The organism is Amycolatopsis nalaikhensis (assembly GCF_030264295.1).
Classification (GTDB): domain Bacteria; phylum Actinomycetota; class Actinomycetes; order Mycobacteriales; family Pseudonocardiaceae; genus Amycolatopsis; species Amycolatopsis nalaikhensis.
Genome location: NZ_CP127173.1, coordinates 10,181,347 through 10,204,728, shown reverse-complemented (window position 1 = coordinate 10,204,728; position 23,382 = coordinate 10,181,347). Strand labels below are relative to the sequence as shown.

The 23,382-nt window shown below is 71.2% G+C and carries 17 protein-coding genes and 2 pseudogenes; 13 read left to right on the top strand and 6 right to left on the bottom strand.

From position 1 onward, the window contains the following. Positions 1 to 15 precede the first annotated feature (15 nt). Entirely contained in the window at positions 16 to 258 is a 243-nt protein-coding gene (locus tag QP939_RS49500) for a DUF3039 domain-containing protein (RefSeq protein ID WP_285453908.1), read from the top strand. A gap of 163 nt (positions 259 to 421) precedes the next feature. Further along, complete coding sequence (locus tag QP939_RS49495; protein WP_285453907.1) at positions 422 to 1,258, top strand: hypothetical protein; 837 nt, start codon at positions 422 to 424, stop codon at positions 1,256 to 1,258. Between the two features lie 79 nt (positions 1,259 to 1,337). Here the strand turns inward: QP939_RS49495 and QP939_RS49490 are convergent, their stop codons facing one another. Both QP939_RS49490 and QP939_RS49485 read right to left on the bottom strand, forming a co-directional pair. Further along, a complete protein-coding gene (locus tag QP939_RS49490) occupies positions 1,338 to 4,466 on the bottom strand; it encodes an efflux RND transporter permease subunit (protein WP_285453906.1) in 3,129 nt (1,042 codons plus the stop codon). Between the two features lie 89 nt (positions 4,467 to 4,555). After that, positions 4,556 to 5,701: a YihY/virulence factor BrkB family protein gene (locus tag QP939_RS49485; protein WP_285453905.1), complete on the bottom strand. Its 1,146-nt coding sequence runs from the start codon at positions 5,699 to 5,701 to the stop codon at positions 4,556 to 4,558. Positions 5,702 to 5,925: 224 nt separating this feature from the next. Between QP939_RS49485 and QP939_RS49480 the strand changes: the two genes are divergently transcribed. The 5 genes and pseudogenes from QP939_RS49480 to QP939_RS49460 all read left to right on the top strand — a co-directional run bounded on the left by QP939_RS49480 (position 5,926) and on the right by QP939_RS49460 (position 13,025). Then, a complete protein-coding gene (locus QP939_RS49480; protein ID WP_285453904.1) occupies positions 5,926 to 7,662 on the top strand; it encodes a DEAD/DEAH box helicase in 1,737 nt (578 codons plus the stop codon). Positions 7,663 to 8,345: 683 nt separating this feature from the next. Next, on the top strand, positions 8,346 to 9,482 hold the full coding sequence (locus QP939_RS49475) for a sugar ABC transporter substrate-binding protein (protein WP_285453903.1): 1,137 nt from the start codon (positions 8,346 to 8,348) through the stop codon (positions 9,480 to 9,482). 88 nt (positions 9,483 to 9,570) lie between these two features. Next, on the top strand, positions 9,571 to 10,344 hold the full coding sequence (locus QP939_RS49470) for an ATP-binding cassette domain-containing protein (RefSeq protein ID WP_285453895.1): 774 nt from the start codon (positions 9,571 to 9,573) through the stop codon (positions 10,342 to 10,344). 20 nt (positions 10,345 to 10,364) lie between these two features. After that, on the top strand, positions 10,365 to 11,831 hold the full coding sequence (locus QP939_RS49465; protein ID WP_285453894.1) for a sugar ABC transporter permease: 1,467 nt from the start codon (positions 10,365 to 10,367) through the stop codon (positions 11,829 to 11,831). Between the two features lie 23 nt (positions 11,832 to 11,854). After that, positions 11,855 to 13,025, top strand: a pseudogene (locus QP939_RS49460) (ROK family protein). Positions 13,026 to 13,155: 130 nt separating this feature from the next. Here QP939_RS49460 and QP939_RS49455 read toward each other — a convergent pair. Next, the gene (locus QP939_RS49455) at positions 13,156 to 13,335 is read right to left on the bottom strand and encodes a DUF7455 domain-containing protein (RefSeq protein WP_285453893.1); all 180 of its coding nucleotides are present in this window, start codon (positions 13,333 to 13,335) and stop codon (positions 13,156 to 13,158) included. Positions 13,336 to 13,676: 341 nt separating this feature from the next. Here QP939_RS49455 and QP939_RS49450 point away from each other — a divergent pair, with 341 nt between their 5' ends. The 3 genes and pseudogenes from QP939_RS49450 to QP939_RS49440 all read left to right on the top strand — a co-directional run bounded on the left by QP939_RS49450 (position 13,677) and on the right by QP939_RS49440 (position 17,124). After that, the gene (locus QP939_RS49450) at positions 13,677 to 14,477 is read left to right on the top strand and encodes an EamA family transporter (protein WP_285460028.1); all 801 of its coding nucleotides are present in this window, start codon (positions 13,677 to 13,679) and stop codon (positions 14,475 to 14,477) included. 493 nt (positions 14,478 to 14,970) lie between these two features. Next, a pseudogene (locus QP939_RS49445) lies at positions 14,971 to 16,292 on the top strand (type I glutamate--ammonia ligase). A 49-nt stretch (positions 16,293 to 16,341) separates the two neighbouring features. Next, positions 16,342 to 17,124 (top strand): DUF6885 family protein, encoded by a 783-nt coding sequence (locus QP939_RS49440; RefSeq protein WP_285453892.1) that lies wholly within the window; start codon positions 16,342 to 16,344, stop codon positions 17,122 to 17,124. Here the strand turns inward: QP939_RS49440 and QP939_RS49435 are convergent. From QP939_RS49435 to QP939_RS49425, 3 genes are read right to left on the bottom strand one after another with little or no spacing between them, the layout of a single operon-like run. Further along, complete coding sequence (locus tag QP939_RS49435) at positions 17,102 to 18,538, bottom strand: amino acid permease (RefSeq protein ID WP_434219697.1); 1,437 nt, start codon at positions 18,536 to 18,538, stop codon at positions 17,102 to 17,104. The two genes, QP939_RS49440 and QP939_RS49435, sit on opposite strands and share 23 nt — an antisense overlap. A 41-nt stretch (positions 18,539 to 18,579) precedes the next feature. After that, complete coding sequence (locus QP939_RS49430; RefSeq protein WP_285453890.1) at positions 18,580 to 19,248, bottom strand: response regulator; 669 nt, start codon at positions 19,246 to 19,248, stop codon at positions 18,580 to 18,582. Next, positions 19,245 to 20,423, bottom strand: coding sequence for a sensor histidine kinase (locus tag QP939_RS49425; RefSeq protein WP_434219616.1), 1,179 nt, complete (start codon positions 20,421 to 20,423; stop codon positions 19,245 to 19,247). The genes QP939_RS49430 and QP939_RS49425 overlap by 4 nt, the downstream gene beginning before the upstream one ends. Before the next feature lie 91 nt (positions 20,424 to 20,514). Here QP939_RS49425 and QP939_RS49420 point away from each other — a divergent pair, with 91 nt between their 5' ends. From QP939_RS49420 to malQ, 3 genes are read left to right on the top strand one after another with little or no spacing between them, the layout of a single operon-like run. Beyond that, positions 20,515 to 21,153 carry a hypothetical protein gene (locus QP939_RS49420; protein WP_285453888.1) on the top strand — a complete coding sequence of 213 codons (639 nt, stop codon included), beginning with the start codon at positions 20,515 to 20,517 and terminating at the stop codon, positions 21,151 to 21,153. Continuing rightward, on the top strand, positions 21,150 to 21,341 hold the full coding sequence (locus QP939_RS49415) for a hypothetical protein (RefSeq protein WP_285453887.1): 192 nt from the start codon (positions 21,150 to 21,152) through the stop codon (positions 21,339 to 21,341). Before QP939_RS49420 ends, QP939_RS49415 begins: the two co-directional genes overlap by 4 nt. A 40-nt stretch (positions 21,342 to 21,381) precedes the next feature. Further along, complete coding sequence (gene malQ, locus QP939_RS49410) at positions 21,382 to 23,343, top strand: 4-alpha-glucanotransferase (RefSeq protein WP_285453886.1); 1,962 nt, start codon at positions 21,382 to 21,384, stop codon at positions 23,341 to 23,343. Positions 23,344 to 23,382 lie beyond the last annotated feature (39 nt).

The window sequence follows — 23,382 nt, the reverse complement described above, 5'->3', positions numbered from 1 at the left end:
GGGCACAATGGACGGGTGAGCACCGAGACGCTGACGAAGCCGGAGACCACGCCCGAGGGCACGGACACCACCGACGACGACACCCCGAAGATGTTCCACTACGTGAAGAAGAACAAGATCGCCGAGAGCGCGGTCATGGGCACTCACGTGGTGGCGCTCTGCGGCGAGGTCTTCCCGGTGACGAAGTCGCCGAAGCCCGGGTCGCCGGTCTGCCCGGCCTGCAAGGAGATCTTCGACGGGCTGCGCCCCGGGGAGTGATCCCGGCCTGACCCCCGGCGGGTGCGCCCGCCGGGGTTTCCCGCTGTCCGGAAGCGGACAAGTCGTCGAACAAATGTGAAAAACCTTCATTCGGCGGGTGTGCCGGGTGCGGGAGTCCTGGTAAATCCTCCTGGCCAGGTCCCCTCACCCACCGGAGTCGCACATGCGCAGAACCGGGATCGTGCTCACCCTCGCCGCCCTCCTCGCCGTCGTCTCACCCGCACTGGCCCAGGCCGTCACCGGCTGGACCGAGGTCGGCCGCGACTCCGCGCGCGCCCTCGACGAGAGCCAGGGCCTCGCGACGATCGTGCGGCCCTCGGGCACCACCATCCGCTACACCGGCATCGGCACCATCCCGGCGGACCTGAGTTCGCAGGGCTGGAACCACGTCGGCGACCCGGGTTCGGCCCAGGGCTGGTACGTCGAGCCCTACCAGCGCGACGACCGCGGCGCGAAGCTCTTCCGCGTCCAGGCGCCGGACGGCTCGTGGGCGAACTACAAGCACAACCTGGAGTCGTGGGAGGCGAACAACAACTCGTTCGCCGCGGTCTCGCCCGACGCGCGCTGGCTGGTAGCGGGGGAGTGGGGCACCATGGACCGGCTCCTGGTCCACCCGATGCCCGGCACGGTGTTCACCACCCCGGGCCAGAACCTGCCCTACGCCTCGGCGATCCGGCTCGACCACCCGGTCCGCGACGTCCAGGGCTGCGACTTCCAGACCGCGACCCGCCTGCTCTGCGCGTCCGACGACCCGGACGGCAGCCTCTTCGGCACCACGAAGCCGTTGCTCCAGGTCGACCTAGCCGGGCCGCTGAACGGCTCGGACGTCACCGGGCACGTGACGTCGCTGGGGCAGCTGCCGTTGCGCAGCGGCTGCAGCGGCAACTTCGAGGTCGAGGGCATCGACTTCGACGAGCGGGACAGCACGCTGCGGGTGATCGTCATGTCGCCGAGCATCTGCATCCTGTTCGACTCGATGACCTACCGCTTCCGCCAGTGAGCTGAAGGGGACTTTCCTCGCATGTGATGCGAGGAAAGTCCCCTTCAGCGCGTCAGATGAGACGAACGTCCCCTTCAGCTCAGGGGGTCGGGGCCGGGTTCAGGGACTCCGACTCCGGGGCCTTCGCCGGGGTGCGGCGGGCTTCCCGGCGGGTGCGGAAGCGTTCCTTGGTGGTCTCGACCATCGTGTAGAGCGTCGGGACCAGGACCAGGGTCAGCAGCGTCGAGGTGACCAGGCCGCCGATCACCACGATCGCCAGCGGCTGGCCGATGAACCCGCCCTGGCCGGTGATGCCCAGCGCCATCGGGACCAGCGCGAAGACCGTCGCCGCCGCGGTCATCAGGATCGGCCGCAGCCTCCGCCGCCCGCCCTCGGTGACGGCGTCGGTGACGCTCATCCCCTCGGCGCGGTACTGGTTGATCAGGTCGATCAGCACGATCGCGTTCGTCACGACGATGCCGACGAGCATCAGCATGCCGATCAGCGCAGGCAGGCCCAACGCGGTGCCCGTCGCCAGGAGCAGCCCGATCGCGCCGGTCGCCGCGAACGGGATCGACACCAGCAGGATCAGCGGCTGGATCAGGCTCCGGAACGTCGCCACCATGATCAGGAACACGATCGCGATCGCGGCGAGCAGCGCCAGGAACAGGTTCGAGAACGCCTCCTCCTGGTCCTGGCTCACGCCGCCGAGCGAGTACGCCGCGCCACCGGTGAACGTCAGTCCGTCCAACTTGGACTTGATGTCCGCGGTCGTCTTGCTCAGGTTGTCGCCGGTGTTCTTCGCGGTGACCGTGGTGCTCAGGTCGCCGCCGGTGCGGTGCACCGACGCCGGGCCGTCCACAGTGGACACCTTCGCCACCTCGTCGAGCCGGACGACGCCCGCGGGACCGGGGATCGGCAGGCCCTTCACCTGGTCGACCGTCACCGGTGCGGTGCCCGCGCGCAGCACGATGTCGGTGCGCTGCCCGTCGACCGGCAGCTGCGTCACCGTGCGCCCGGCGATGGCCTGGTTGGCGATCTGCCCGATGGTGCTCGCCGACAGCCCGCGCGCGGCGGCCGCGGCGTCGTCCACCTCGACCTGCACCCGCGGCGCGCCGACGCTCAGGTCGCTGCTCACCTCGGTCAGCCCGGACACCCCGCGCAGCGCCTGCACGACCTGGTCGGACGCGGGCTTCAGCGCGGCCTCGGACGGCGCGGTCACCGTCACCGACACCTGGTCGGAGTTGAACCCGGAGGCGTCCGCGCCGATCTTGATCTCGCCCAGCTCCGGCCGCGAGGTCAGCTTCGACCGAAGCCGGTCCGAGAGCGCGTCGAGGTCGGTGTCCTTGGCGACCGTGACCGAGATGCTCGTGCTGGTCCCACCGCCGAAGCCGAACGCGCCACCCCCGCCGACGCTGACCTGGTAGGTCTCCACGGCGGGCTCGGCCGCGAGGGCCTGCTCGACCGCCGTCGCCGCCTTCTCCTTCGCCTCGACGCTGGTGCCCGCGGGCAGCTTCTGCGTCATGTTCAGCGTGGTGCCGCCGGACTGGTCCAGGAAGTTGGTGTTGAGCCGCGTCGCGAGCCCGACGGTGCCCGCGAAGATCAGCAGCGCCAGCAGGACCACGGTCAGCCGCCGCTTGGTCGCGAACCGGATCACCGGCAGGTAGGCGCGCTGCAGGATGCTGCGGCGCTCCTTCTCGACGGCGGCTTCGCGCGCCCGCTCGGCTTCGATGGCGTCCGCCGGAACCGTGGGCCGCTTCAGGAACCAGTACGCCAGCACGGGAACCACGGTCAGCGACACGAGCAGGGACGCCAGCAGCGCCACCGTCACGGTGACCGCGAACGGCGAGAACAGCTCGCCGACGAACCCGCCGACGAACGCGATCGGCAGGAACACCGCGACCGTCGTCAGCGTGGACGACGTCACCGCGCCGGCCACCTCGCGGACGCCGTCGAGCACCGCCCGCTGCTTCGCCTCGCCGTAAGCCAGATGCCGTTTGATGTTCTCCAGCACGACGATCGAGTCGTCGACCACCCGTCCGATCGCGATCGTCAGTGCGCCGAGGGTGAGCAGGTTGAGCGACAGGTCGCCGGTCCACAGCGCGATCAGCGCGACCACCACCGACAGCGGGATCGACACGGCGGTCACCAGCGTCGAACGCACCGACAGCAGGAACAGCAGGATGACGACGACGGCGAACGCCAGGCCCAGCAGGCCTTCGATGGTCAGGCCGTGGATCGCGTCCTTGACCGGCGTGCCCTGGTCGAACACGACGTTCATCTCGGACCCGGTCTTCTTCGCCAGGTCCGGCAGCTTGTCGCGGACGGCGTCGGAGATCGCGACGGCGTTCCCGTTGTCCACCATGGTGATCGAGAGGCCGAGGCTCGGCTTGCCGTTGGTGCGCGTGATCGACGTCGGCGGTGCGAAGCCGGACTGGACGTCGGCGACGTCGCCCAACTTCACCGGGCCGCGCCCCCGCGCGGCCGCACTCGGCGTCAAGTACAGGTCGCGGATCGTGTCCACAGTGGTCTGGCCGCCGCCGACCTGGACGCTCAGCGTCTTGCCGCCCTCGGTCAGCGTGCCCGCCGGGACCGCGGCGCCCGCACTCTGCAGCGCCGTCGCGACCGACGTCGGGTCGACCCCGGCGGCGGCGAGCTTCGCGTAGTCGAGCGTGATCGTGACGCGCGGCTGCCGCACGCCGGTGACGGTCACCGTGCGGACGCCGTCGATCTTCCGCAGCTCCGGGGCGACCTGGTCGGTCAGCGCGGGCGCGAGGGCCTGCGGGTCGCCGGTGGTGCCCGCGGCGACCAGCACCACGGGCAGGTCGTCGGTGCTGCCCGCCGACACCGACGGCTCGGAGTTCTGCGGCAGCCGCGGCCGGACCTGGTTCACGACCTGCTGGATCTGCTGGACGGCACCGTCGATGTCGGTGCCGAACTCGAACCGCGCGACGACCCGCGAAACGCCGTCCGACGAGGTCGACGTGACGTCCTCGAGGCCCTTCAGCCCCTGCAGCGCGCCTTCGAGGGGCTCGCTGACCTGCCGGTCGACCGCGTCCGGCGACGCGCCCGCGTACGCGGTGACGATCTGGGCCTGCGGGAACTGCAGGGACGGGAACAGCTGCTGCTTGATCTGCGGCAGCGCGAAAGCCCCGAAGCCGACGACGACCAGCGCGAGCAGGCCGATCAGGCTTCGGTTGCGCAGGCTCAATCTGGCCAGCACGGACATGACTCGGGAAACCCCCTCGGGAACGACGCGGCGACCGACGCCTGCGTCAGTGACGGGGGCAGCTTTTCACGCCGTTCCTGAGGAGCGACTCAGTCTGGAGGTTGATTCCGGGTCGTCCGCGGGGTGGACCGCCGACCCTGAGCAGCGCTGGGTGCCGGTTCCGGCGCGCTGGGTGACGGCTCGTCCTCTTCGGACGGTGTGGCGCCGTTGGGGGAGACGTCTTCGGCGCGCGGGCGGCGCAGCGGCGTGGTCGAGCGGTCCCACAGCTTGCGGCCCTCTTCCGACCGCAGCCGCTCGGAGGCGCGTTCCATCTCCAGCCGCCGCCACTTGCGCCGCTGCCGCCGCGTCGCCTTCGCCGGCCACAGCTCCTGGATGGCGCTGTTGAAGTACGCGCCGCCGACCACGGCGAGCCCGATGAAGAACATCAGCAGCAGGAACGCGATCGGCGCGGCCAGCGCCCCGTAGGTGTAGCCGGTCTTGGTGATCCAGTTCAGGTAGACGCGCAGGCCGACCGAGGACAGCAGGAACACGACCATCGCCAGCACCGCGCCCGGCAGGCCGCGGTGCCACGGCAGCTTCCGCGGCAGCGCGAGCTTGTACAGCGTGGTCAGCGCGAGGGTGATCATCGCGCCGAGAGCGGGGAAGTAGAGCGCGCTCACCCACGACGTCACGGTGGGGCGCCAGTCGGCCGGGAAGAACTCCGGCAGCAGGTCGGGGCCGATCGCCAGCAGCGGCAGCCCGACCACCAGGATCACCAGGCCGCACAGGTAGAGCAGGAGCGCGAAGATCCGCTGCCAGACGTCGTTGCGGACGCCGTACTGGTCGTGGGCGACAGTGATCGCGTCCACGAACGACGACATCGCCGACGAGCCCGCCCACAGCGAGATGAGGAAGCCGACCGAGACGATCTCGCCCTTGCCGACGGTGAGGATGCTGTTCACCGTCGGTTCGATGATGTCCTGCACGGCGTTGGTGCTGAAGACCGTCCGGCAGAAGCCGATGATGCGGTCGTGCACGGCGGACACGACGCCGTTGCCGAACCACTCGCCGACGAAGCCCAGCGCGCCCAGCAGCCCGAGCAGCAGCGGGGGCAGCGACAGCGTCTGCCAGAAGGCGGCTTCGGCGGCCTCGGAGAAGATGTTGCCGTCCCAGGCCTTGGCGAGCGTGCGCGTGAGGAGGCGCCACGGCCCCTTGCGGGCCACCTTCGTCGCTGCGGACGGCTGCACCTCACCCATGACGTGTCCAGCATGGTCCATCCCCGCTGATTTGGCTCGTCACACCCCCTGCGGCCGGGCGTGTCGGCCGACATCACCCGTGCCGGTGCCCGGAACTGTCGGACCCGGCCGGTAGACTCGCTCCAGTGCCCTCACCGCAGTCGCCGACCGGTCAATGACGCAGAAGTCGGTACCACAGTGAGGGTTTTCGCACGTCAAAGGCATGAGCGAGGGGGAGGACCGGCATGACGGAGACGCAGCTCGGGGCGCCTCCCGCGGAGAAGGACTCGACCGCGCGCCCGCTGCGGGCGTGGCAGCGGCGGGCGCTCACCAAGTACCTGACGCAGAAGCCGAAGGACTTCCTCGCGGTGGCGACGCCCGGTGCCGGCAAGACGGTGTTCGGCCTGCGGATCGCCGCGGAGCTGCTGAGCGACCGCACGATCGAGGCGGTCACCATCGTCACCCCGACCGAGCACCTCAAGCACCAGTGGGCGGCCTCGGCCGCGGCGGCCGGGATCGACATCGACTCGAACTTCCGCAACACCACCGGCGTCACCTCGTCGGACTACAACGGCGTCGCGGTGACGTACGCGCAGGTCGCGGCGCACCCGACGCTGCACCGGGTGCGCACGGAGAACCGCAAGACGCTGGTGATCCTCGACGAGATCCACCACGGCGGCGACGCGAAGTCCTGGGGCGACGCGATCCGCGAGGCGTTCACCCCGGCCGTCCGGCGCCTGGCGCTCACCGGGACGCCGTTCCGCTCCGACGACTCGGCCATCCCGTTCGTCACCTACGAGCCGGACGCGGGCGGCTTCCAGCGCAGCAAGGCCGACCACACGTACGGCTACGCGGACGCGCTGGCCGACGGCGTGGTCCGGCCGGTCGTGTTCCTCGCGTACTCGGGTGAGGCGTCCTGGCGCACGAGCGCGGGCGAGGAGTTCACGGCGCGGCTCGGCGAGCCGCTGACGGCGGAGCAGAACGCCCGGGCGTGGCGCACGGCGCTCGACCCGGCGGGCGAGTGGATCCCGGCGGTGCTGCAGGCCGCGGACACCCGGTTGTCGCAGGTCCGCCAGCACGTGCCGGACGCCGGCGGCCTGGTCATCGCGACCGACCAGGAGACGGCGCGGGCGTACGCGAAGATCCTGGAGCGCATCTCGGGCGAGACGCCGACGCTGGTGCTTTCGGACGACCCCAAGGCGTCGGGCCGGATCAAGGAGTTCTCCGAGACGAAGGAACGCTGGATCATCGCGGTCCGGATGGTCTCGGAAGGCGTCGACGTCCCGCGGCTGGCGGTGGGGGTGTACGCGACGAGCGCGTCGACCCCGCTGTTCTTCGCCCAGGCGATCGGCCGCTACGTGCGGGCCCGCAAGAAGGGCGAGACGGCGAGCGTGTTCCTGCCGTCGGTGCCGGTGCTGCTGGAGCTGGCGAGCGAGCTGGAGGCGCAGCGCGACCACGTGCTGGGCAAGCCGCACCGCGAGAAGGAGGGCTGGGAGGACGAGCTCCTGGCCCAGGCCAACCGCACCGAGGACGAGCCGGGCGAGGAGGAGAAGGCGTTCACCTCGCTGGGCGCCTCGGCCGAGCTGGACCAGGTCATCTACGACGGCAACTCGTTCGGCACGGCGGTGTTCTCGGGGTCCGACGAGGAGCAGGAGTACCTCGGGCTGCCGGGGCTGCTGGAGCCGGACCAGGTCCGGGCGCTGCTGCGCAAGCGGCAGGAAGAGCAGATCGCGGACGAGAAGCGCCGCAAGCCCGCCAAGGAGGAAGCACCGCCACCCACGGCACGCCCGCAGTCGGTGAGCGAGCGGCTGGGCGCGTTGCGCAAGGAGCTGAACGCGCTGGTGGGGATGTACCACCACCGCACGAAGAAGCCCCACGGCGCGATCCACAACGAGCTGCGCCGGGTGTGCGGCGGCCCGGTGACGGCGATGGCGACGGTGGAGCAGCTGGAGGAGCGGATAGTCACGCTCCGGTCCTGGTAGGTCGCGCCCTCCGACCCGCCCGCCTCCCGCACTCCGGCCCGGCTCAAGCGCCCCAATGTGGCCTTCGTTGCGTCTCACGCACCGAAGGCCGCCTTGGTTGCGTCTGACGCACCCAATGTGGCCTTGGGGCGCTGGGGACCGAGGCCGTGCGGCAGTCGAGGAGCTGGTGGGTGTCGCCCGGGTGGCTGAAGTTGGCGATCACCGTCCGTTCCCGGCCGCCTCCAGTCCCTCTGTGACGCTCCGTGCCATTCCGTCACCGCCACCGTGCCCGGACGTCCCCGCACGAGTGGCGCAACGGGCACTTTCCCGCCCGAACTTCGCAAGTCGGCGACCAATCACCCGCCGGGCACGTGGGTTCGCCACGGGTTGCGCTCGGTGTCCACCGCCGGAGTAGCGTCAGGCCCGCACGAAACCCGGATGTAACACACCGTGAGTGCTGGCGATCACATCGTCAGCGGATCTACTCTTTCCGGGCGAGGTTCAGCCCGTGTTGCCGAACCGTGTCCAATTGGTGTCATTTAATCGATCCAGCTATCTTCCCCGCAGCCGCTCAGCGGCATATGTTGTCGCCCACAACATATGCGCGTCGGTGCGCCGGGACCCTCCGGATCACCGCCCCGCAGGGCCCGAGACGACGTCGACGGCCCGCTCGTCACCAATGCTTGGATCCGGAAGGAACGAGGATGCGCAGCAGAACCCTTACCCTCCTCGCCGCCACGGTGAGCACCGGCCTGGTGCTGACCGCTTGCGGTGCCAACAGTTCAGACAGCGGGGGCACGGGAAGCAGCTCCGCTTCCTCGTCCGCGCAGGCCGGCGGCGGTGCCAACGGCAAGGTCGGCGTCATCCTCCCGGAGACCGCCACCTCGGCGCGCTGGGAGGCCTTCGACAAGCCGATGCTCCAGGCCGCGCTGACGGCGCAGGGCTTCGAGGCCGACATCCAGAACGCCCAGGGTGACGCCCAGAAGTTCACCACCCTGGCCGACGGCTTCATCAGCTCCGGCGTCAAGGCCCTGATCATCGCCCCGTCCGACCCGGCCGTCGGTGCCGCCGTCGAGGCGAAGGCGAAGGGCGCGGGCATCCCGGTCATCGACTACGACCGCCCGAGCCTCGGCGGCTCCGCCGACTACTACGTCTCGTTCGACAACGAGAAGGTCGGCCAGCTGCAGGGCCAGGCCATGGCGGACGCGCTGAAGAGCAAGCCGGGCGCGGGTGTCGTCCAGATCGAGGGCGCCCCGACCGACAACAACGCGACGCTGTTCACCAAGGGCCAGGACTCCGTCCTCGAGCCGCTGTTCTCGGCGGGCACCCTGAAGCGCATCCAGAAGCAGCCGATCAACGACTGGGACAACCAGCTCGGCGGCACGACGTTCGAGCAGATCTTCACCGCCAACGGCGGCAAGGTCGACGGCGTCGTCGCGGCGAACGACGGCCTGGCCGGCGCGGTCATCACCATCCTCAAGAAGAACGGCCTCAACGGGAAGGTCCCGGTCACCGGCCAGGACGCGACCGCCGACGGCCTGATGGCGGTCATGCGCGGCGACCAGTACATGACGGTCTTCAAGCCGATCAAGGAAGAGGCCGAGGCCACCGCCAAGCTGGCCGCCGCCCTGGCCAAGGGTGACACGGCCGCCGCGGACGCCATCGCGACGGGCAAGCTGCACGACCCGAAGAACAACCGCGACATCAAGTCCGTGCTGCTCACCCCGACGACGATCCTGGAGAAGGACATCAAGACCGTCGTGACCCAGGGCTACGTGAAGGCGAGCGAAATCTGCGGCGGCGACCTCGCCGCCAAGTGCAGCTCGCTCGGCATCTCCTGAGCCCGCAGTACCCCATGAACAGCCGGGCCGGGACGCGCACCCCGACGGCGCGTCCCGGCCCGGTACCCACCCAGGAGAAAAGCCAGCCATGAGTGAGCCCATCCTCGAGATCAAGGGCCTGAACAAGAGCTTCGGCCCCGTCCACGTCCTCCACGACGTGGACTTCGACGTGCGTGCGGGTGAAGTGACCGCACTGGTCGGCGACAACGGCGCCGGCAAGTCGACCCTCGTCAAGTGCATCGCCGGCATCCACCCGTACGACTCGGGGGCCGTGCGGTTCAACGGGAAAGACGCCCACATCCGCGGTCCGAAGGACGCGGCGGAGCTCGGCATCGAGGTCGTGTACCAGGACCTCGCGCTCGCCGACAACCTCGACATCGTGCAGAACATGTTCCTCGGCCGCGAGCGCGGCAGCGCGTGGAAGCTGGACGAGGCCAGCATGGAGAAGGCCGCCCGCGAGACGCTGGCCTCCCTGTCGGTCCGCACCGTGAAGTCGGTCCGGACGCCGGTCTCCTCGCTGTCCGGCGGGCAGCGCCAGACCGTCGCCATCGCCAAGTCGGTGCTGTGGAACAGCAAGGTCGTCGTGCTCGACGAGCCGACCGCCGCGCTCGGTGTCGCGCAGACCCGGCAGGTGCTCGACCTCGTCCGCCGGCTGGCCGAGCAGGGCCTCGGTGTCGTCCTGATCAGCCACAACATGGCCGACGTCTTCGAGGTCGCCGACCGCATCGCGGTGCTCTACCTCGGCCGCCTCGTCGCCGAGGTGCACACGAAGGACGTCACCCACGGCCAGGTCGTGGAGCTGATCACCGCGGGTCGCTCCGGTGACCTCGGTCTGGCCCGGCCCGAAGCCGTGGTCCTGTGAGCGGGAAGAAAGAACCGGAAATGACTGAAACCCCTGCGAAGCACGAGGTCGACACCCCGGCCGCGGAAGCGCTCGCGCAGACCCAGAACCCCACCGCGGCGATCTCCGACTTCGGCATCGACACGACATCGATGTCAACCGGCGAAGCGATCCGCGACTACTTCGCCCGGCTGCGCGCCGGCGAGCTCGGCGCGCTGCCGTCGCTGTTCGGCCTGCTCGTGCTGGTCATCCTCTTCAGCGCCCTGTCGGACAACTTCTTCACCCTGGCCAACATCGCGAACCTGTTCCCGCAGGGCGCCGGCGTGATCATCATCGCCATGGGCATCGTGTTCGTGCTGCTGCTCGGCGAGATCGACCTCGCCGCCGGTACCGCCTCCGGTGTCGCGGCGTCGGTGATGGCCCTGCACTTCGTGCACAACGGGAACCTGCTGGGCACCATGGGTTCCGGCGTGTTCATCACGTTCATCGGAGTGCTCGCGGTGGCCATGCTGCTCTCGGCCTACCAGCGGATCTGGCCCGGCGCCGCGCTGTCGCTGGTCGGCCTGCTGATCGTCGCGATCGGCATCCCGGGCAACCCGTGGCTCGAGATCCTGCTGGCCATCTGCGTCGGCACGGCGATCGGCTGCATCACCGGTTTCCTCGTGTCGAAGATCGGCATGCCGTCCTTCGTCGTGACCCTGGCGCTGTACATCGTCTGGCAGGGTGTCCTGCTGCAGTTCATCGGTGAGGGCGGCACGATCGGCATCACCAACTCCGACGTGCTGTACAAGATCGCGAACGGCAACCTGAACATCCTGGGCAGCTGGATCTTCTTCCTGGTCGCCGCCGGCGGCTTCGCGGTGATCTCGCTGCTCAGCCACTTCAAGCGGCTCCAGCGCGGCCTGGTCGTCCAGCCGACCCCGCTCGTCGTGGCCAAGGTCGCCGCGCTCGTCGTGCTGTCGGCGCTGGGCACCTGGCTGCTGACCATCAACCGCTCGCCGAACAAGGCGGTCGTCAGCATCCAGGGCGTGCCGTACATCATCCCGATCGTGCTGGTGCTGCTGGTCGCGGGCACGTACGTGCTCAACAAGACCCGCTACGGCCGCTACATCTACGCGGTCGGCGGCAACAAGGAAGCCGCCCGCCGCGCCGGTATCGACGTGCCGAAGATCCGGGCGAGCGTGTTCGTCATCGGCTCGGCGGTCGCCGCGATCGGCGGCATCGTCGCCGCGTCGAAGGTCGGCTCGGTCAGCCCGCAGTCCGGTGGTCTCAACACGCTGCTGTTCGCGGTGGGTTCGGCGGTCATCGGCGGGACGTCGCTGTTCGGCGGCAAGGGCCGCGTGGCCGACGCCGTCGTCGGTGGTCTCGTGATCGCCGTCGTGATCAACGGCCTCGGCCTGCTCAAGCAGACCGCGGCGGTGGTCAACATCGTTACCGGCCTGGTCCTGCTGCTCGCCGCGACGGTCGACGCGCTGTCCCGGCGCCGCGCGGCTGCGTCGGCGCGCTGAACCGCCCGTGGAATGATAAAGCCGTGACCAGCACGCCCGTTGCTCGACCGGACGAGGTGCGCCGGCACAACCGCACGACCCTGCTCCGCCTGCTGCACGTCGGCGGGCCGAGTACCCGGGCGACCCTGGCCACCCAGCTGGGGCTCAACCGGAGCACGATCAAGACCCTCGTCGACGGGCTCGCCGAAGCCGGTGTCGTCGAGGAGAAGGTGCCGAGGCCGGGACGAGGGGCGGGCCGCCCCTCGCTCCTGGTCCTGCCCCAGCCGCACGCGGCGGTCGTGCTCGCGGTCGACCTGCAGGTCGAGCACGTCGCGATCGCGCTGGTCGGGCTGGGCGGGCAGATCCTGGGCCGCAACAGCTGGAACCTGCGCGGCCGGATGGGCCAGCCCGACGAGGTCATCACGCACATCATCGAGTCGACGACCATCCTGGCCGGCGACCTCGACGTGACGCCGGTGGCGGCCGGGGTGTCGGTGCCCGGCGTCATCCGGCGCGCTGACGGCTACGTGCACGAGGCCCCGAACCTGCGCTGGACCGACGTCGCGCTCGGCGAGCGGCTCGGCTCGGTGCTGCAGATCCCGATCCTGGTCGGCAACGACGCCGAATTCGGAGCGGTCGCCGAGCACCTGCGCGGCGCGGCCCGCGGGGCGTCCGACGTGGTGTACATCTCGGCGGACGTCGGGGTCGGCGGCGGCGTGATCGCCGAAGGTTCGGCGCTGCGCGGCGGTTCCGGCTACGTCGGCGAGATCGGGCACATGGTGATCCGGCCGGACGGGCGGCCCTGCTACTGCGGCAGCAGCGGCTGCTGGGAGACCGAGGTCGGCGAGGCGGCGCTGTGCCGGGCCCTCGGGCTGCCCGAGGACACCCCGCGCGGCGCGATCCTGTTCGAGCTTCCGCGAGCTGGGCCGTGACTCGGAGGCGGCGCTGACGCGGCTCGCGGAGTTCGCCGAGTGGCTGACGCTGGGGTTGATCAACGTCGTCAACCTGCTCGGGCCGCAGCTGGTGATCCTCGGCGACCTCCTGACGGTGCTGCCGGAGGCGGTGCTGCGGCGCGTCGGCGCGGAGGTGCGGCGGCGCAGCCTGGTGAGCCGGGCGGTCGGCGGCACCCGGATCGTCAGCTCGGCGCTGGGCGCCGACGTCAAGCTGCTCGGCGCCGCGGAAGTGGCGTTCGAGGTCGTACTGGATTCTGTCTGATTTCTTGTCCGGTTTCGTGTCCGGAATCACGGCCTTTCGCGGCCATAACGTGATATTGGGCACGCACTTTGCAAGATGCAGAAAGGCGGCCGGTGCCTGTGCACACCGGCCGCCTTTCGCGTCTGGGGGATTACCGCTGGATGTCGGCGGACAGTTCCTTGAGCTTGGCCTCGTGCTCACGGGCGTGGTGCCCGCAGAAGAGGAGCTCGCCACCTCCGGCGAGGACGGCTCGTACCTGAGCTGCAGCTCCGCACCGGTCACAGCGGTCGGCGGCGGTCAGTTCGGGGCGGGTGAGCGTCGGCGATGTCATGGGGGTCTCCCTCCGTCCCGGCACCGGTCGCCCGGTGCCATCGATCCAGCTACGCCCACTTCGGGACTGATGCCGGTGGCGGCGATCGCCTCCGGCTCCGCGTGTTCGTGCTTCCACTGTTCCAGACGTTTCGCGGCTCGCAAGTGTTCCCGCGCCGGTGGGACCTGAGTCACGCCGATTTACCCCGGATGCCGTAACCGGATCCCGCAATGCAGGAGACGAATACCCGGAGAGTTACGTTTTCCGTGGTCAGGCACCATGGAGAGGTGAGTACGGCGACAACCCCACGACGGCTTTCGGCGGTGCCCGCGCCGCTCTTGTTCGTTCTCAGCGGAATTTCGATGTACGCGGGCGCGGCCATCGCAGTCGATCTTTTCGGCCACGCGACGCCGGCTGGGGTGGCGTGGCTGAGGTGCCTGGGCGCGGCGGTGGTGCTGCTGGCGTGGCGACGTCCCGGACGGGCCGCGTGGCGGGGGCGGCGGTTGGTGCTGGCGATCGTCTTCGGGGTCGTGACGGCCGGGATGAACGTGCTCTTCTACGAGGCCATCGCTCGGCTTCCGCTGGGGACTGTCGTCGCCATGGAGTTCGCTGGGCCTGTGCTGGTGGCCGCTTTCGGGTCGCGGTCTCTGCGGGACGTGATTGCTGTGGTTCTGGTGGCCTGTGGGGTTGTGGCCATCGCTGATGTGCAGCTTTCCGGGTCTGTTTGGGGTGTCGTCTTCGCGCTCGGGGCTGCCGCTACCTGGGCTGGGTACATCCTGCTCGGTAAGCGGGTCGCTTCCGATGGGTCCGGGATCGACAGCCTTGCCATCGGGTTTGCTGCCGCCACTGTCGTGCTGTCTCCGTTGGCGGTGGGGACTGGGGAAGTGTGGTCTTCGCCACGGATGCTGCTGCTCGGGGTTGGGGTGGGCGTTTTGTCCACTGTTGTGCCCTATGCCCTGGATCAGGTTGTCCTTCGGCGGTTGGGGCAGGGGCGGTTTGCTGTGCTCTTGGCTTTGCTGCCCGTGACCGCTGGGGTTATGGGGTTCTTCCTGCTTGGGCAGGTTCCTTCCCTGGCTGAGGCTTTGGGGACTCTTGCTGTTGTGGGTGGGGTTGCTCTGCGGAGCCGGGAGTCGTCTGGGCCTGCTCCGGAGCCGCCGGGGTGATGCCCGCTGGTGGGGCTGGTCCTGCGGCCGCTCTGGCTGGCCGCGCGGTGACCGCCGCTCGTGGCCGCTGCTCGGCTGGCCTGGCCCCGGCTCCTGGTGGCCAGCTTCCCACCGCTCCGGTTGCTTACCGCCCGCTGCCCGGGTGCTCAGGGCCCGGCCGCGCCTACCGACCGGCTTCCCGCTGTCTCCTGCGGGCCCGGCTGCCCTCTGTCCCCGACGCCCGGCAGCTCCGACGGGCAGCCCAGCGTCCCGAATGACTCATTCGGGACCTCCGAAGACCCGAATGAGTCATTCGAGACACCTCCAGGCCTGCGAAAGCCCGCCCAGACCCCGCAGCCCGCCGAGTTTGTCCACAGGCGCACCGTGATGTGGACCATCCGGCCCACCGCCCGCATTTCCCGGCCGTTTCGTCCGACCCGCCCGATACGCTGAAGCGGGGCTCGTCCCCCGGGATGGGTGGGGTCCGATCGGGGGCCGGAGGAAGGCGGATGCCATGACCAAGGCGGCGTCAGCGGCCGCGAAGGACTTTGCGGCCGCCGGGGTCTATGGGGTTCACCTCGCCTGGGCCGACAACAACGGCATTCCGCGCTCTCGCATCGTCCCCGTCGCCGGTCTCGCCGATGCCGCCACTCGCGGGGTCGGGGCCACCTCGCTCTTCGCCGTCTTCGACAGTCATGACGCCATCACCTACTCGCACTCCGGGCTCTCCACCCCCTCCGGGGACATCCGGCTCGTTCCCGTCGTCGATCGGCTGCGGCGGCTCGCCGGGCAGCCCGCCCTCGCCTGGGCTCCCGTCCGGCAGTTCACCCAAGACGGCGATCCGTGGCCCTACTGTCAGCGCTCCGTCCTCGAACGGCAGGTCGCCGAAGCCTCGAAACGTGGCCTGGAGTTCCGGGCCGGGTACGAGCTCGAGTTCGCCGTCGCCCCCGCCGGGAAGCTCCGACGTCCTGACCAGCCCCGGCCATCCCGGGCCCGCCTACAGTCCCCACGCCCTCGTCCCGCTCGACGGCTTCGTCGCCTCCCTCCTCCACGACTTCGCCGCCAACGGGCTGCGGATCGGGCAGCTGCACGCCGAGTACGGCGTCGCCCAGATCGAACTCTCCCTCGGCGCCACCGATCCCGTCTCCGCCGCCGATGACCAGCTGCTCGCCCGGCAGACCATCCACGCCGCCGCTCATGCCCACGGCCTTGTCGTCTCCTTCGCGCCCCTTGTCGGGCTCGGGGCCGCCGGGAACGGCTGGCACCTGCACACCTCCGTGCGGCGGAAGGGGCAAAACCTCCTCGAAGACCCGGACTCCGGGTACCTCGCCGGGCTGCTGCGGGACCTTCCCGCGCTGACCGCGATCACCGCTCCGAGCGTGCCGTCCACCATGCGGCTGCGGCCCGGCTACTTCGCGGGCGCCTACGCCTTCTGGGGCGTCGAGAACCGCGAAGCGCCGCTTCGGTACATCGCCGGCTCCGACCACGCCAACGTCGAGCTCGAAGACCTCCGACGCCTCCGCCAACCCCTATCTCGCCCTCGCCGTCGTGCTCGCCGCCGGGATGGCCGGGCTCGACGACCGACCCGCGCTGCCCGACCCCATCGGCGAGGATCCCGGCAGCTGGACGGCCGGGGAACGCGAAACGCGCGGCGTGCGTCCCTTGCCCGCCGACACCGCCGAACAAGACGCCGCCCTGCTCGCTTCGCCGCGCGTTGCCGGGGTGCTCGGGGACGACCTGCTCGGGGCCTTCCGCGCCGTCCGGGCCTCCGATGCCGCCTGGGCCGCCGACCGCACCGCCGACGAGATCGTGGCCGCCCACCTCTGGCGTTACTGAAGGCTGGGACAATGGCCTTGGCGAATCCGGGAGACCGCTGAGGGGACCGATGTCATCGGGGATCGACGGCGGGCAGCTCGACCTGTCCGGGGTGCGGTGGCTGCCGGGCGGGGCCCGGCTGGCCGCCACCGCCCAGGCTGAACTGCCCCAGAAAGACGGCCTGGCCGCGGCCTTCTGCGGCCTCGCGGCCTTGCGCGCCGCCGGGGTCGACGTGCCCGACCAGGACGCCGTCGCCGTCGCCGCGGGCTCCGTTCGCGGGCCCGTCGTGCTCCCTCCCGGTGAGGTGGGGCGGGGCGAGTTCCGGCTTCCGGTTCCCGTCGTCGACGATCCGGCCGCCGCCGGTACGCGGGCCTCCGCGCTGGCGACCGCCGTCGGCTCCCTGTCGCGTGGCGCCCTCGCCGTCGTGCCGGTGACGGGGGAGTGGACCACCGAGTCGCTCTTCGACCTGCTCGTCGGCCTCTGGGACGTCCCGCGCGTCGCCGTCGTCGCCCGGATCGACGCCGCCGAACTCGGCGCCCACGACACGCCCGAACGCGCCCTGCTCGACTACCTCGACACCGGCGTCCCGCCACTGTGGACTTCCCGGTGGCGGCCGCCCGGTGGGCACTTCGTGCTGCTCGCGGGCATCCGGATCGGGGCCGAGGGCACCCTGCTGTCCGTTGTGGACACCTACGCGTCCTTCGGGGACAACGGGATCCACGACCAGCCGCTCGAGTGGGTGACCGCCGCGCTGGCCGGGCTCGGGGTGCTCGTCGTCGTCGACGCCGACCAGGCCGCGGTGGTCCGGGAGGCCGTCCGCGTCGCCGGGCTCAGTCCGTCCTACTGGGACTGACCTCGGGCGTCGCGAAGCGGGAATGCCTGCGGCCGTAGGCGAAGTAGATCACCAGGCCGACCGCCAGCCACGCCGCGAACCGGATCCAGGTCAGCACGTTGAGGTTGAGCATCAGGTACAGGCACGCCAGCGCCGCCACGATCGGCACCACCGGCGAGAACGGCACCTGGAACGGCCGGTCGAGGTCGGGACGGCGGCGGCGCAGCACCGGGACCGCCACCGCCACGATGATCATCGCCGACAGCGCGCCGATGCTCACCATGTCGGCCAGCTCCGAAATCGGGATGAACGCGGCCAGCACGGCGATCAGCGCCGCGCCGCCGATGGTCATCCGGTGCGGGGTGCCCCAGCGCGGGTGCGCGGTGCCGAGCGCCTTCGGCAGCAGGCCGTCGCGGCCCATCGCGAAGCCGATCCGGCCGATCGTCACCAGCTCGACCATCATCACCGACGTCAGCCCGGTCACCGCGCCGAGCGAGATCAGCGCGCCCACCCAGTGCTGGCCGACCCGGTCGAACGCGTCGGCCAGCGGCGCGCCCGTGTCGATGTCGGTGAACGGGATCATGCCGGTCAGCACGATCGACACGCCGATGTAGAGCAGCGCGCACACGCCCAGCGCGCCGAGGATGCCGACGCGCAGGTCCTTGCGCGGGTTCAGCGTCTCCTCGCCGAGGTTCGCGAGCGCTTCGAACCCGGTGTAGGCGAAGAACACGACCGCGGCCGCGGTGACCATCCCGGCGATGCCGTAGACCGACTGCTCCAGGCCGAGCGCGGCCTGCACGATCGGCTGCTCCAGCACCGTCGACCCGCCCTCGGGCGCCTGCGCGGGCGGGATGAACGGCGTCAGGTTCGCGCCCTTGACGAAGAACAGGCCGACGGCGAGGACGAGCACGCAGACCGCGACCTTCACGCACACCAGCAGGTTGGTCAGCCACGCCGACTCCTTGATGCCCAGCACGGCGACCACGGTCAGCACGCCGATGATGAGCACCGCGCCGATGTTGACCTTCGCGTCCTCGCCGAACCAGTCCGGCGACAGCCCGAGCAGGTTCGCCAGGTAGCCCGACCAGCCGCGCGACACGACGGCCGCGCCGAGGGCGAACTCCAGCAGCAGGTCCCAGCCGATGATCCAGGCGAAGACCTCGCCGAGGGTGGCGAAGGCGTAGGTGTAAGCGCTTCCCGCCGTCGGGACGCTGGAGGCGAGCTCGGCGTAGCAGAGCGCCGCGAGCCCGGCGACGACCGCGCCGAGCACGAACGACAGCGTCACGGCCGGCCCGGCGTGCGTCTTCGCCTCGACGCCCGCGAGGGTGAAGATGCCGGTGCCGATGATGATGCCGACGCCGAACCCGACCAGGTCGCGTCCGCGCAGCCGCCGCTTGAGCTCACCGGAGTCCTGGCGCGCCAGGACCTCGTCCACGTTCAACGTTCTCCGCACACCCATGAGGAGAAGTTAAAAGGTCACGGGGTTTCCCGCAGATCGGCGGCGGCCAGCCCGTTCTCCTGCGCGATGATCGCCGCCTGCACGCGGGAGCGCAGGTCGAGCTTGGTCAGGACGCGGGAGACGTGCGTCTTCACCGTGGTCTCGCCGATGTGCAGCCGGGTGCCGATCTGGGCGTTGGACAGCCCGGCGCCGAGGCAGGCGAGCACCTCGCGTTCGCGCTCGGTCAGCTCGGCCAGGCCCCGGGGGACGGGCGCGGGTTCCCGGCTGGCCGCGGCGAACGCGCTGATCAGCCGCCGGGTGACCGGCGGGGCGAGCACGCCGTCGCCCGCCGCGACGAGCTTCACGGCCTCGACCAGCCGGGGTGCCTCGACGGACTTGAGCAGGAACCCGGCGGCCCCGGCCCGCAGCGCGGCGTGCACGTACTCGTCGAGGTCGAAGGTGGTCAGCACCAGGACCTGCGACAGCCCCTCGGTGACCAGTTCGCGGGTGGCGGCGATGCCGTCCGTGCCCGGCATCCGGACGTCCATCAGGGTGACGTCCGGGCGGAGCGCGCGGGCCTGCCGGACGGCGGCGGCCCCGTCGGCGGCCTCGCCGACGACCTCGATGCCCTCGGCGTTGGCGAGGATCATGGTGAGCCCGGTGCGGATGGCGCTGTGGTCGTCGGCGACCAGGACGGTGACGGTCATCGGGGGCTCACCGGCAGTTCGGCGCGGACCAGCCAGCCCTCGCCCGCCGGGCCCGCGGTCAGCTCGCCGCCGACCGCGGCCGCCCGCTCGCGCATGTTCAGCAGGCCCGTTCCGGCGCCGTCGGCCCGGTGCGGGCGCCGGACGTCGTTGCGGACCTCGACCGCCAGCACCCCCTCCCGGACGCGGATGTCCACCGCGACCCGGCCGCCCGGGGCGTGCTTCACCGCGTTCGTCAGTGCCTCCTGGGTGATCCGGTACGCCGTCAGGTCGACCGCCGCCGGCAGCGGCAGTCCCTCCACTGTGGACTCGACGCGCACCTCGAGCCCGCTCGCCCGCGCCGATTCGACCAGTTTGGACAGTTCCGCCAGCCGCGCGGGCGCCGTCGTCTCCGCGTCGCCCTCGGCCTTGAGCAGCCCGATCATCGCCCGCATCTCCTCCAGCGCGCTCACGCTGTTCTCCCGTACCGACTCCAGCACGGCCCTCGCCACCTTCGCGTCCGGCATCGACAACGCGGCCTCCGACTGGATCGCGATCGCCGACAGGTGCCCGGCGATGACGTCGTGCAGGTCACGCGCCATCCGCCCGCGCTCGGCGGCCACCGCGGCCTTCCGGTCGAGCTCCGCGATCTTCGCCAGCTGCCCGGCGTTCGCCCGCTCGGTCTCGGCGATGTCGCGCTGCTGCCGGACGTTCGCCGCCCACCACACCGGCGTCAGCACGAACGGCAGCACGCTCACCGCGGCCAGCACCGCCGTGCGCCACTCCTGGCCCAGCAGCAGCACCGCCGACAGCACGCCGACCACCGAAAACGCCGCGACGCCGATCATCACGCGGCTCATGCGCCGGGAGCCGTACAACGTCGCCGCGTACAGGAAGTCCGTGAAGATGACGACCACCGGCAGCGACGGGCTGATCCAGATGTCGACGGCCAGCACCGCCGTCGCCAGGAGCAGCGCCCACGGCACCCGGCGGCGCAGCAGCTCCAGCCCGCACAGCGCGGTCAGCTCCAGCAGCCGCACCCACAGCGGCGCGTGGTCGTGGCTCGTGAGCAGCCGGTGGATGCCCGCGGTGTAGACGAGGGCCCCGGCCACCCAGGTGACCAGCGCGATCAGGGCGTCCTGCTGCCACACCGGCAGCGACCGCAGGCGGGGGACGTGCACCCGGTCATCCCAGCACATCGCGTGACCGGCCCGCGTCCTACGAAGTGATGACGCCCGGTCGTGCCCTCCGCCGACGCGCCCGCGGCCCGGCGCGGGCGAGCCTGGGAGCGTGAACGAGATCGGGAAGTTCCTCGCGGAGAATCCGATGGCCGCGGTCATCGCGGCGGGCGAGATCGGGTTCTGGGTGCTGATCGCGGCCGGGCTCGCCGTGCGGTACCTGCTGCGCGCCCGGCGCACCTCGGTGGTGCTGCTGGCCATGGTGCCGCTGATCGACGTCGTCGTGCTCGTGGCGACCGTGGTCGACCTGGCCGGCGGGGCGAAGGCGAACTTCACCCACGGCCTCGCCGCTGTCTACCTGGGGTTCAGCGTCGTGTTCGGGCCCAGCATGGTCCGGTGGGCCGACGCGCAGTTCGCTCGTCGGTTCGCTCGGAGCTTTCGGGGGGTTCCGGGTGGCGAAGCCCCCGGCCCGGGGCGGAGCCCCGGTTGTCACAGCGGCCCGCCGCCACCGCCGAAGCGGCAGGGGCGGGAGAAGGTGCGGCACGAGTGGCGTGAGTTCGGGAAGTGCCTCCTGGCCTGCGGGTTGTCGGCGGTCGCGCTGCTCGCGGCGATCTTCGCGATCGGCACGCCGGAGCAGGTCGAGCCGCTGTGGGGCTGGTTCCCGCGGCTCGGCACCGTGGCGGCGATCTGGCTGGTCACCGGCCCGGTCTGGCAGGAGCTGTCCGGCTCGCGCGAGGAGGTGCCGCGGTGATCGAGCTGCTCGGGATCCTGCTGGTCGTCCAGGGTGCGGGCGGGCTGCTCAACCGGCTGCTGGGGGCGGACTCGCCGAGCTGGTTCGTCCAGCTGCACCTGCTGCCGCCGTCGCTGCACGTCGCGGCCAGCGTGGTGATGGTGCTGGCCGGGGCCGCGGTGCTGTTCGCGCGTCGCGGCCGGGGGTGAGGTCCGGGCGCGCGGATGGCGCGAACGGCCGGGCACCGGAATGCTGGTCCCCGTGCCCGACGAGATCCCCGCCCGCAGCGCCCTGCACCTGCTCGCCGACCGCCACGGCGTCGCCACCCGGTACGAGAACGCCGACCAGGAGTGGGTCGAAGTCGAAGACGACGTCGTCGTCGCCGTGCTGGGCCAGTTCGGGGTGGACGCCACCAGCGACGACGCGATCGCCGCGGCCCTCGCCCAGGAGGCTCCGGCCGCGCTGCCGCCGACGATCGTCGTCAAGGAGGGCACGACCCGGCCGCTGCCGGGCGACGCCGAGGTCGTGCTCGAAGACGGCACCCGCCGCCGCGTGACCGGCGAACTGCCCGGTGACCTGCCGCTCGGCTGGCACCGGGTGAGCACCGCCGAGCAGGACGTCGTGCTCGCGGTCGTCCCCGCGAAGCTGCCGGAGGTGCGGCCGGCCTGGGGCTGGATGCTGCAGCTCTACGCCCTGCACTCGGCCGGGTCCTGGGGCATCGGCGACTACGCCGACCTGCGGACCTTCGCCGCCCGCTCGGCCGCCGAGCTGGACGCGGGCGTGCTGCTGGTCAACCCGGTGCAGGCGATCAGCCCGGCCCACCCGGTGGAGCGCTCGCCGTACTCCCCGGCCAGCCGCCGCTTCGCCAACCCCCTCTACCTGCGGGTCACCGACACCGAGACGTTCGAGCGGGCCGACGCGGCGACGCGCGAGGCGGTCGAGTCGCTGGCCCCGGACCGTGACGGCGAACTGATCGACTACGACAAGGTGTGGACGGCCAAGCGCGCCGCGCTCGAGCTGTTGTGGCCGCACCGCGTCGAAGTGCTGCCCGAGTACGCCGACCTGCAGGACTTCGCGCTCTTCTGTGCGCTGGCCGAGCGCCACGGTGGCGACTGGCGGGACTGGCCGGAGCCGCTGCGCGACCCCGCCGGTCCCGAGGTCGAAGAGGCTCGCGAAGAGCTCAAGGAGCGCGTCGGCTTCCACGCCTGGCTGCAGCACCTCTGCCGGGTGCAGCTGGAAGCGGCGCGGAAAGCCGCGCGCGAGGCCGGGATGACCGTCGGGATCGTGCACGACCTGCCGGTCGGGGTGCACCCGGGCGGAGCCGACACCTGGGCCGTGCGGGACGTCTTCGCCGCCGACGTGCGGGTCGGCGCGCCGCCGGACGCGTTCAACCAGCAGGGCCAGGACTGGAACCTGCCGCCGTGGCGGCCGGACAAGCTGGCCGAGGCCGGGTACGCGCCGTTCCGCGACGTCATCCGCGGGGTGCTGCGCTACGCCGACGGCATCCGCGTCGACCACATCGCCGGACTCTGGCGGCTGTGGTGGATCCCGCCGGGCGAGCCCGCGCACCGCGGCACGTACGTCCACTACGACGCCGAGGCCATGGTCGGCGTGCTCGCGCTCGAAGCGCACCGGGCCGGCGCGGTCGTCGTGGGGGAGGACCTCGGCACGGTCGAGGAGACGGTCACCGAGACCATGCACGAACGGGGCATGCTCAGCTCGGCCGTGCTGTGGTTCGAACGCGACTGGGACGCGCCGGGCAAGCCGTTCACCCGGCCGTCGGCGTGGGACCCGGCCGCGATGGCCAGCATTTCCACCCACGACCTGCCGACGGTCTCGGGCTGGCTCGAGGGCGAGCACGTCCGCGTCCGCGCCGAGCTGGGGCTGCTGGACCGCGGCGTCGAGGCCGAGCGGGAGGCGGCCGCGGCCGAACGTGAAGCTTTGTTCGAACTCGTTGCGCGGGAAGGCATTCCGGACGGCGACCCGGTCGTCGCGTTGCACAGTCTCCTCGCGCGAGCCGCGTCCCGGCTCGTGCTGACGTCGCCGGCCGACGTGGCGGGCCAGGTGCGGCAGCCGAATCTGCCCGGCACGGTCGACCAGTACCCTAACTGGCGGATTCCCCTGCCCGTCAGCGTCGACGGCTTCTTCACCGCGAAGGGGGTGCGCGCCGCGGTGGCGCCCTTGGCGGCGGCGCGTCCGCTGCCCGGATAACGGGTACCCACCCGCGCACGACCCCCGTGGTGACGCGCG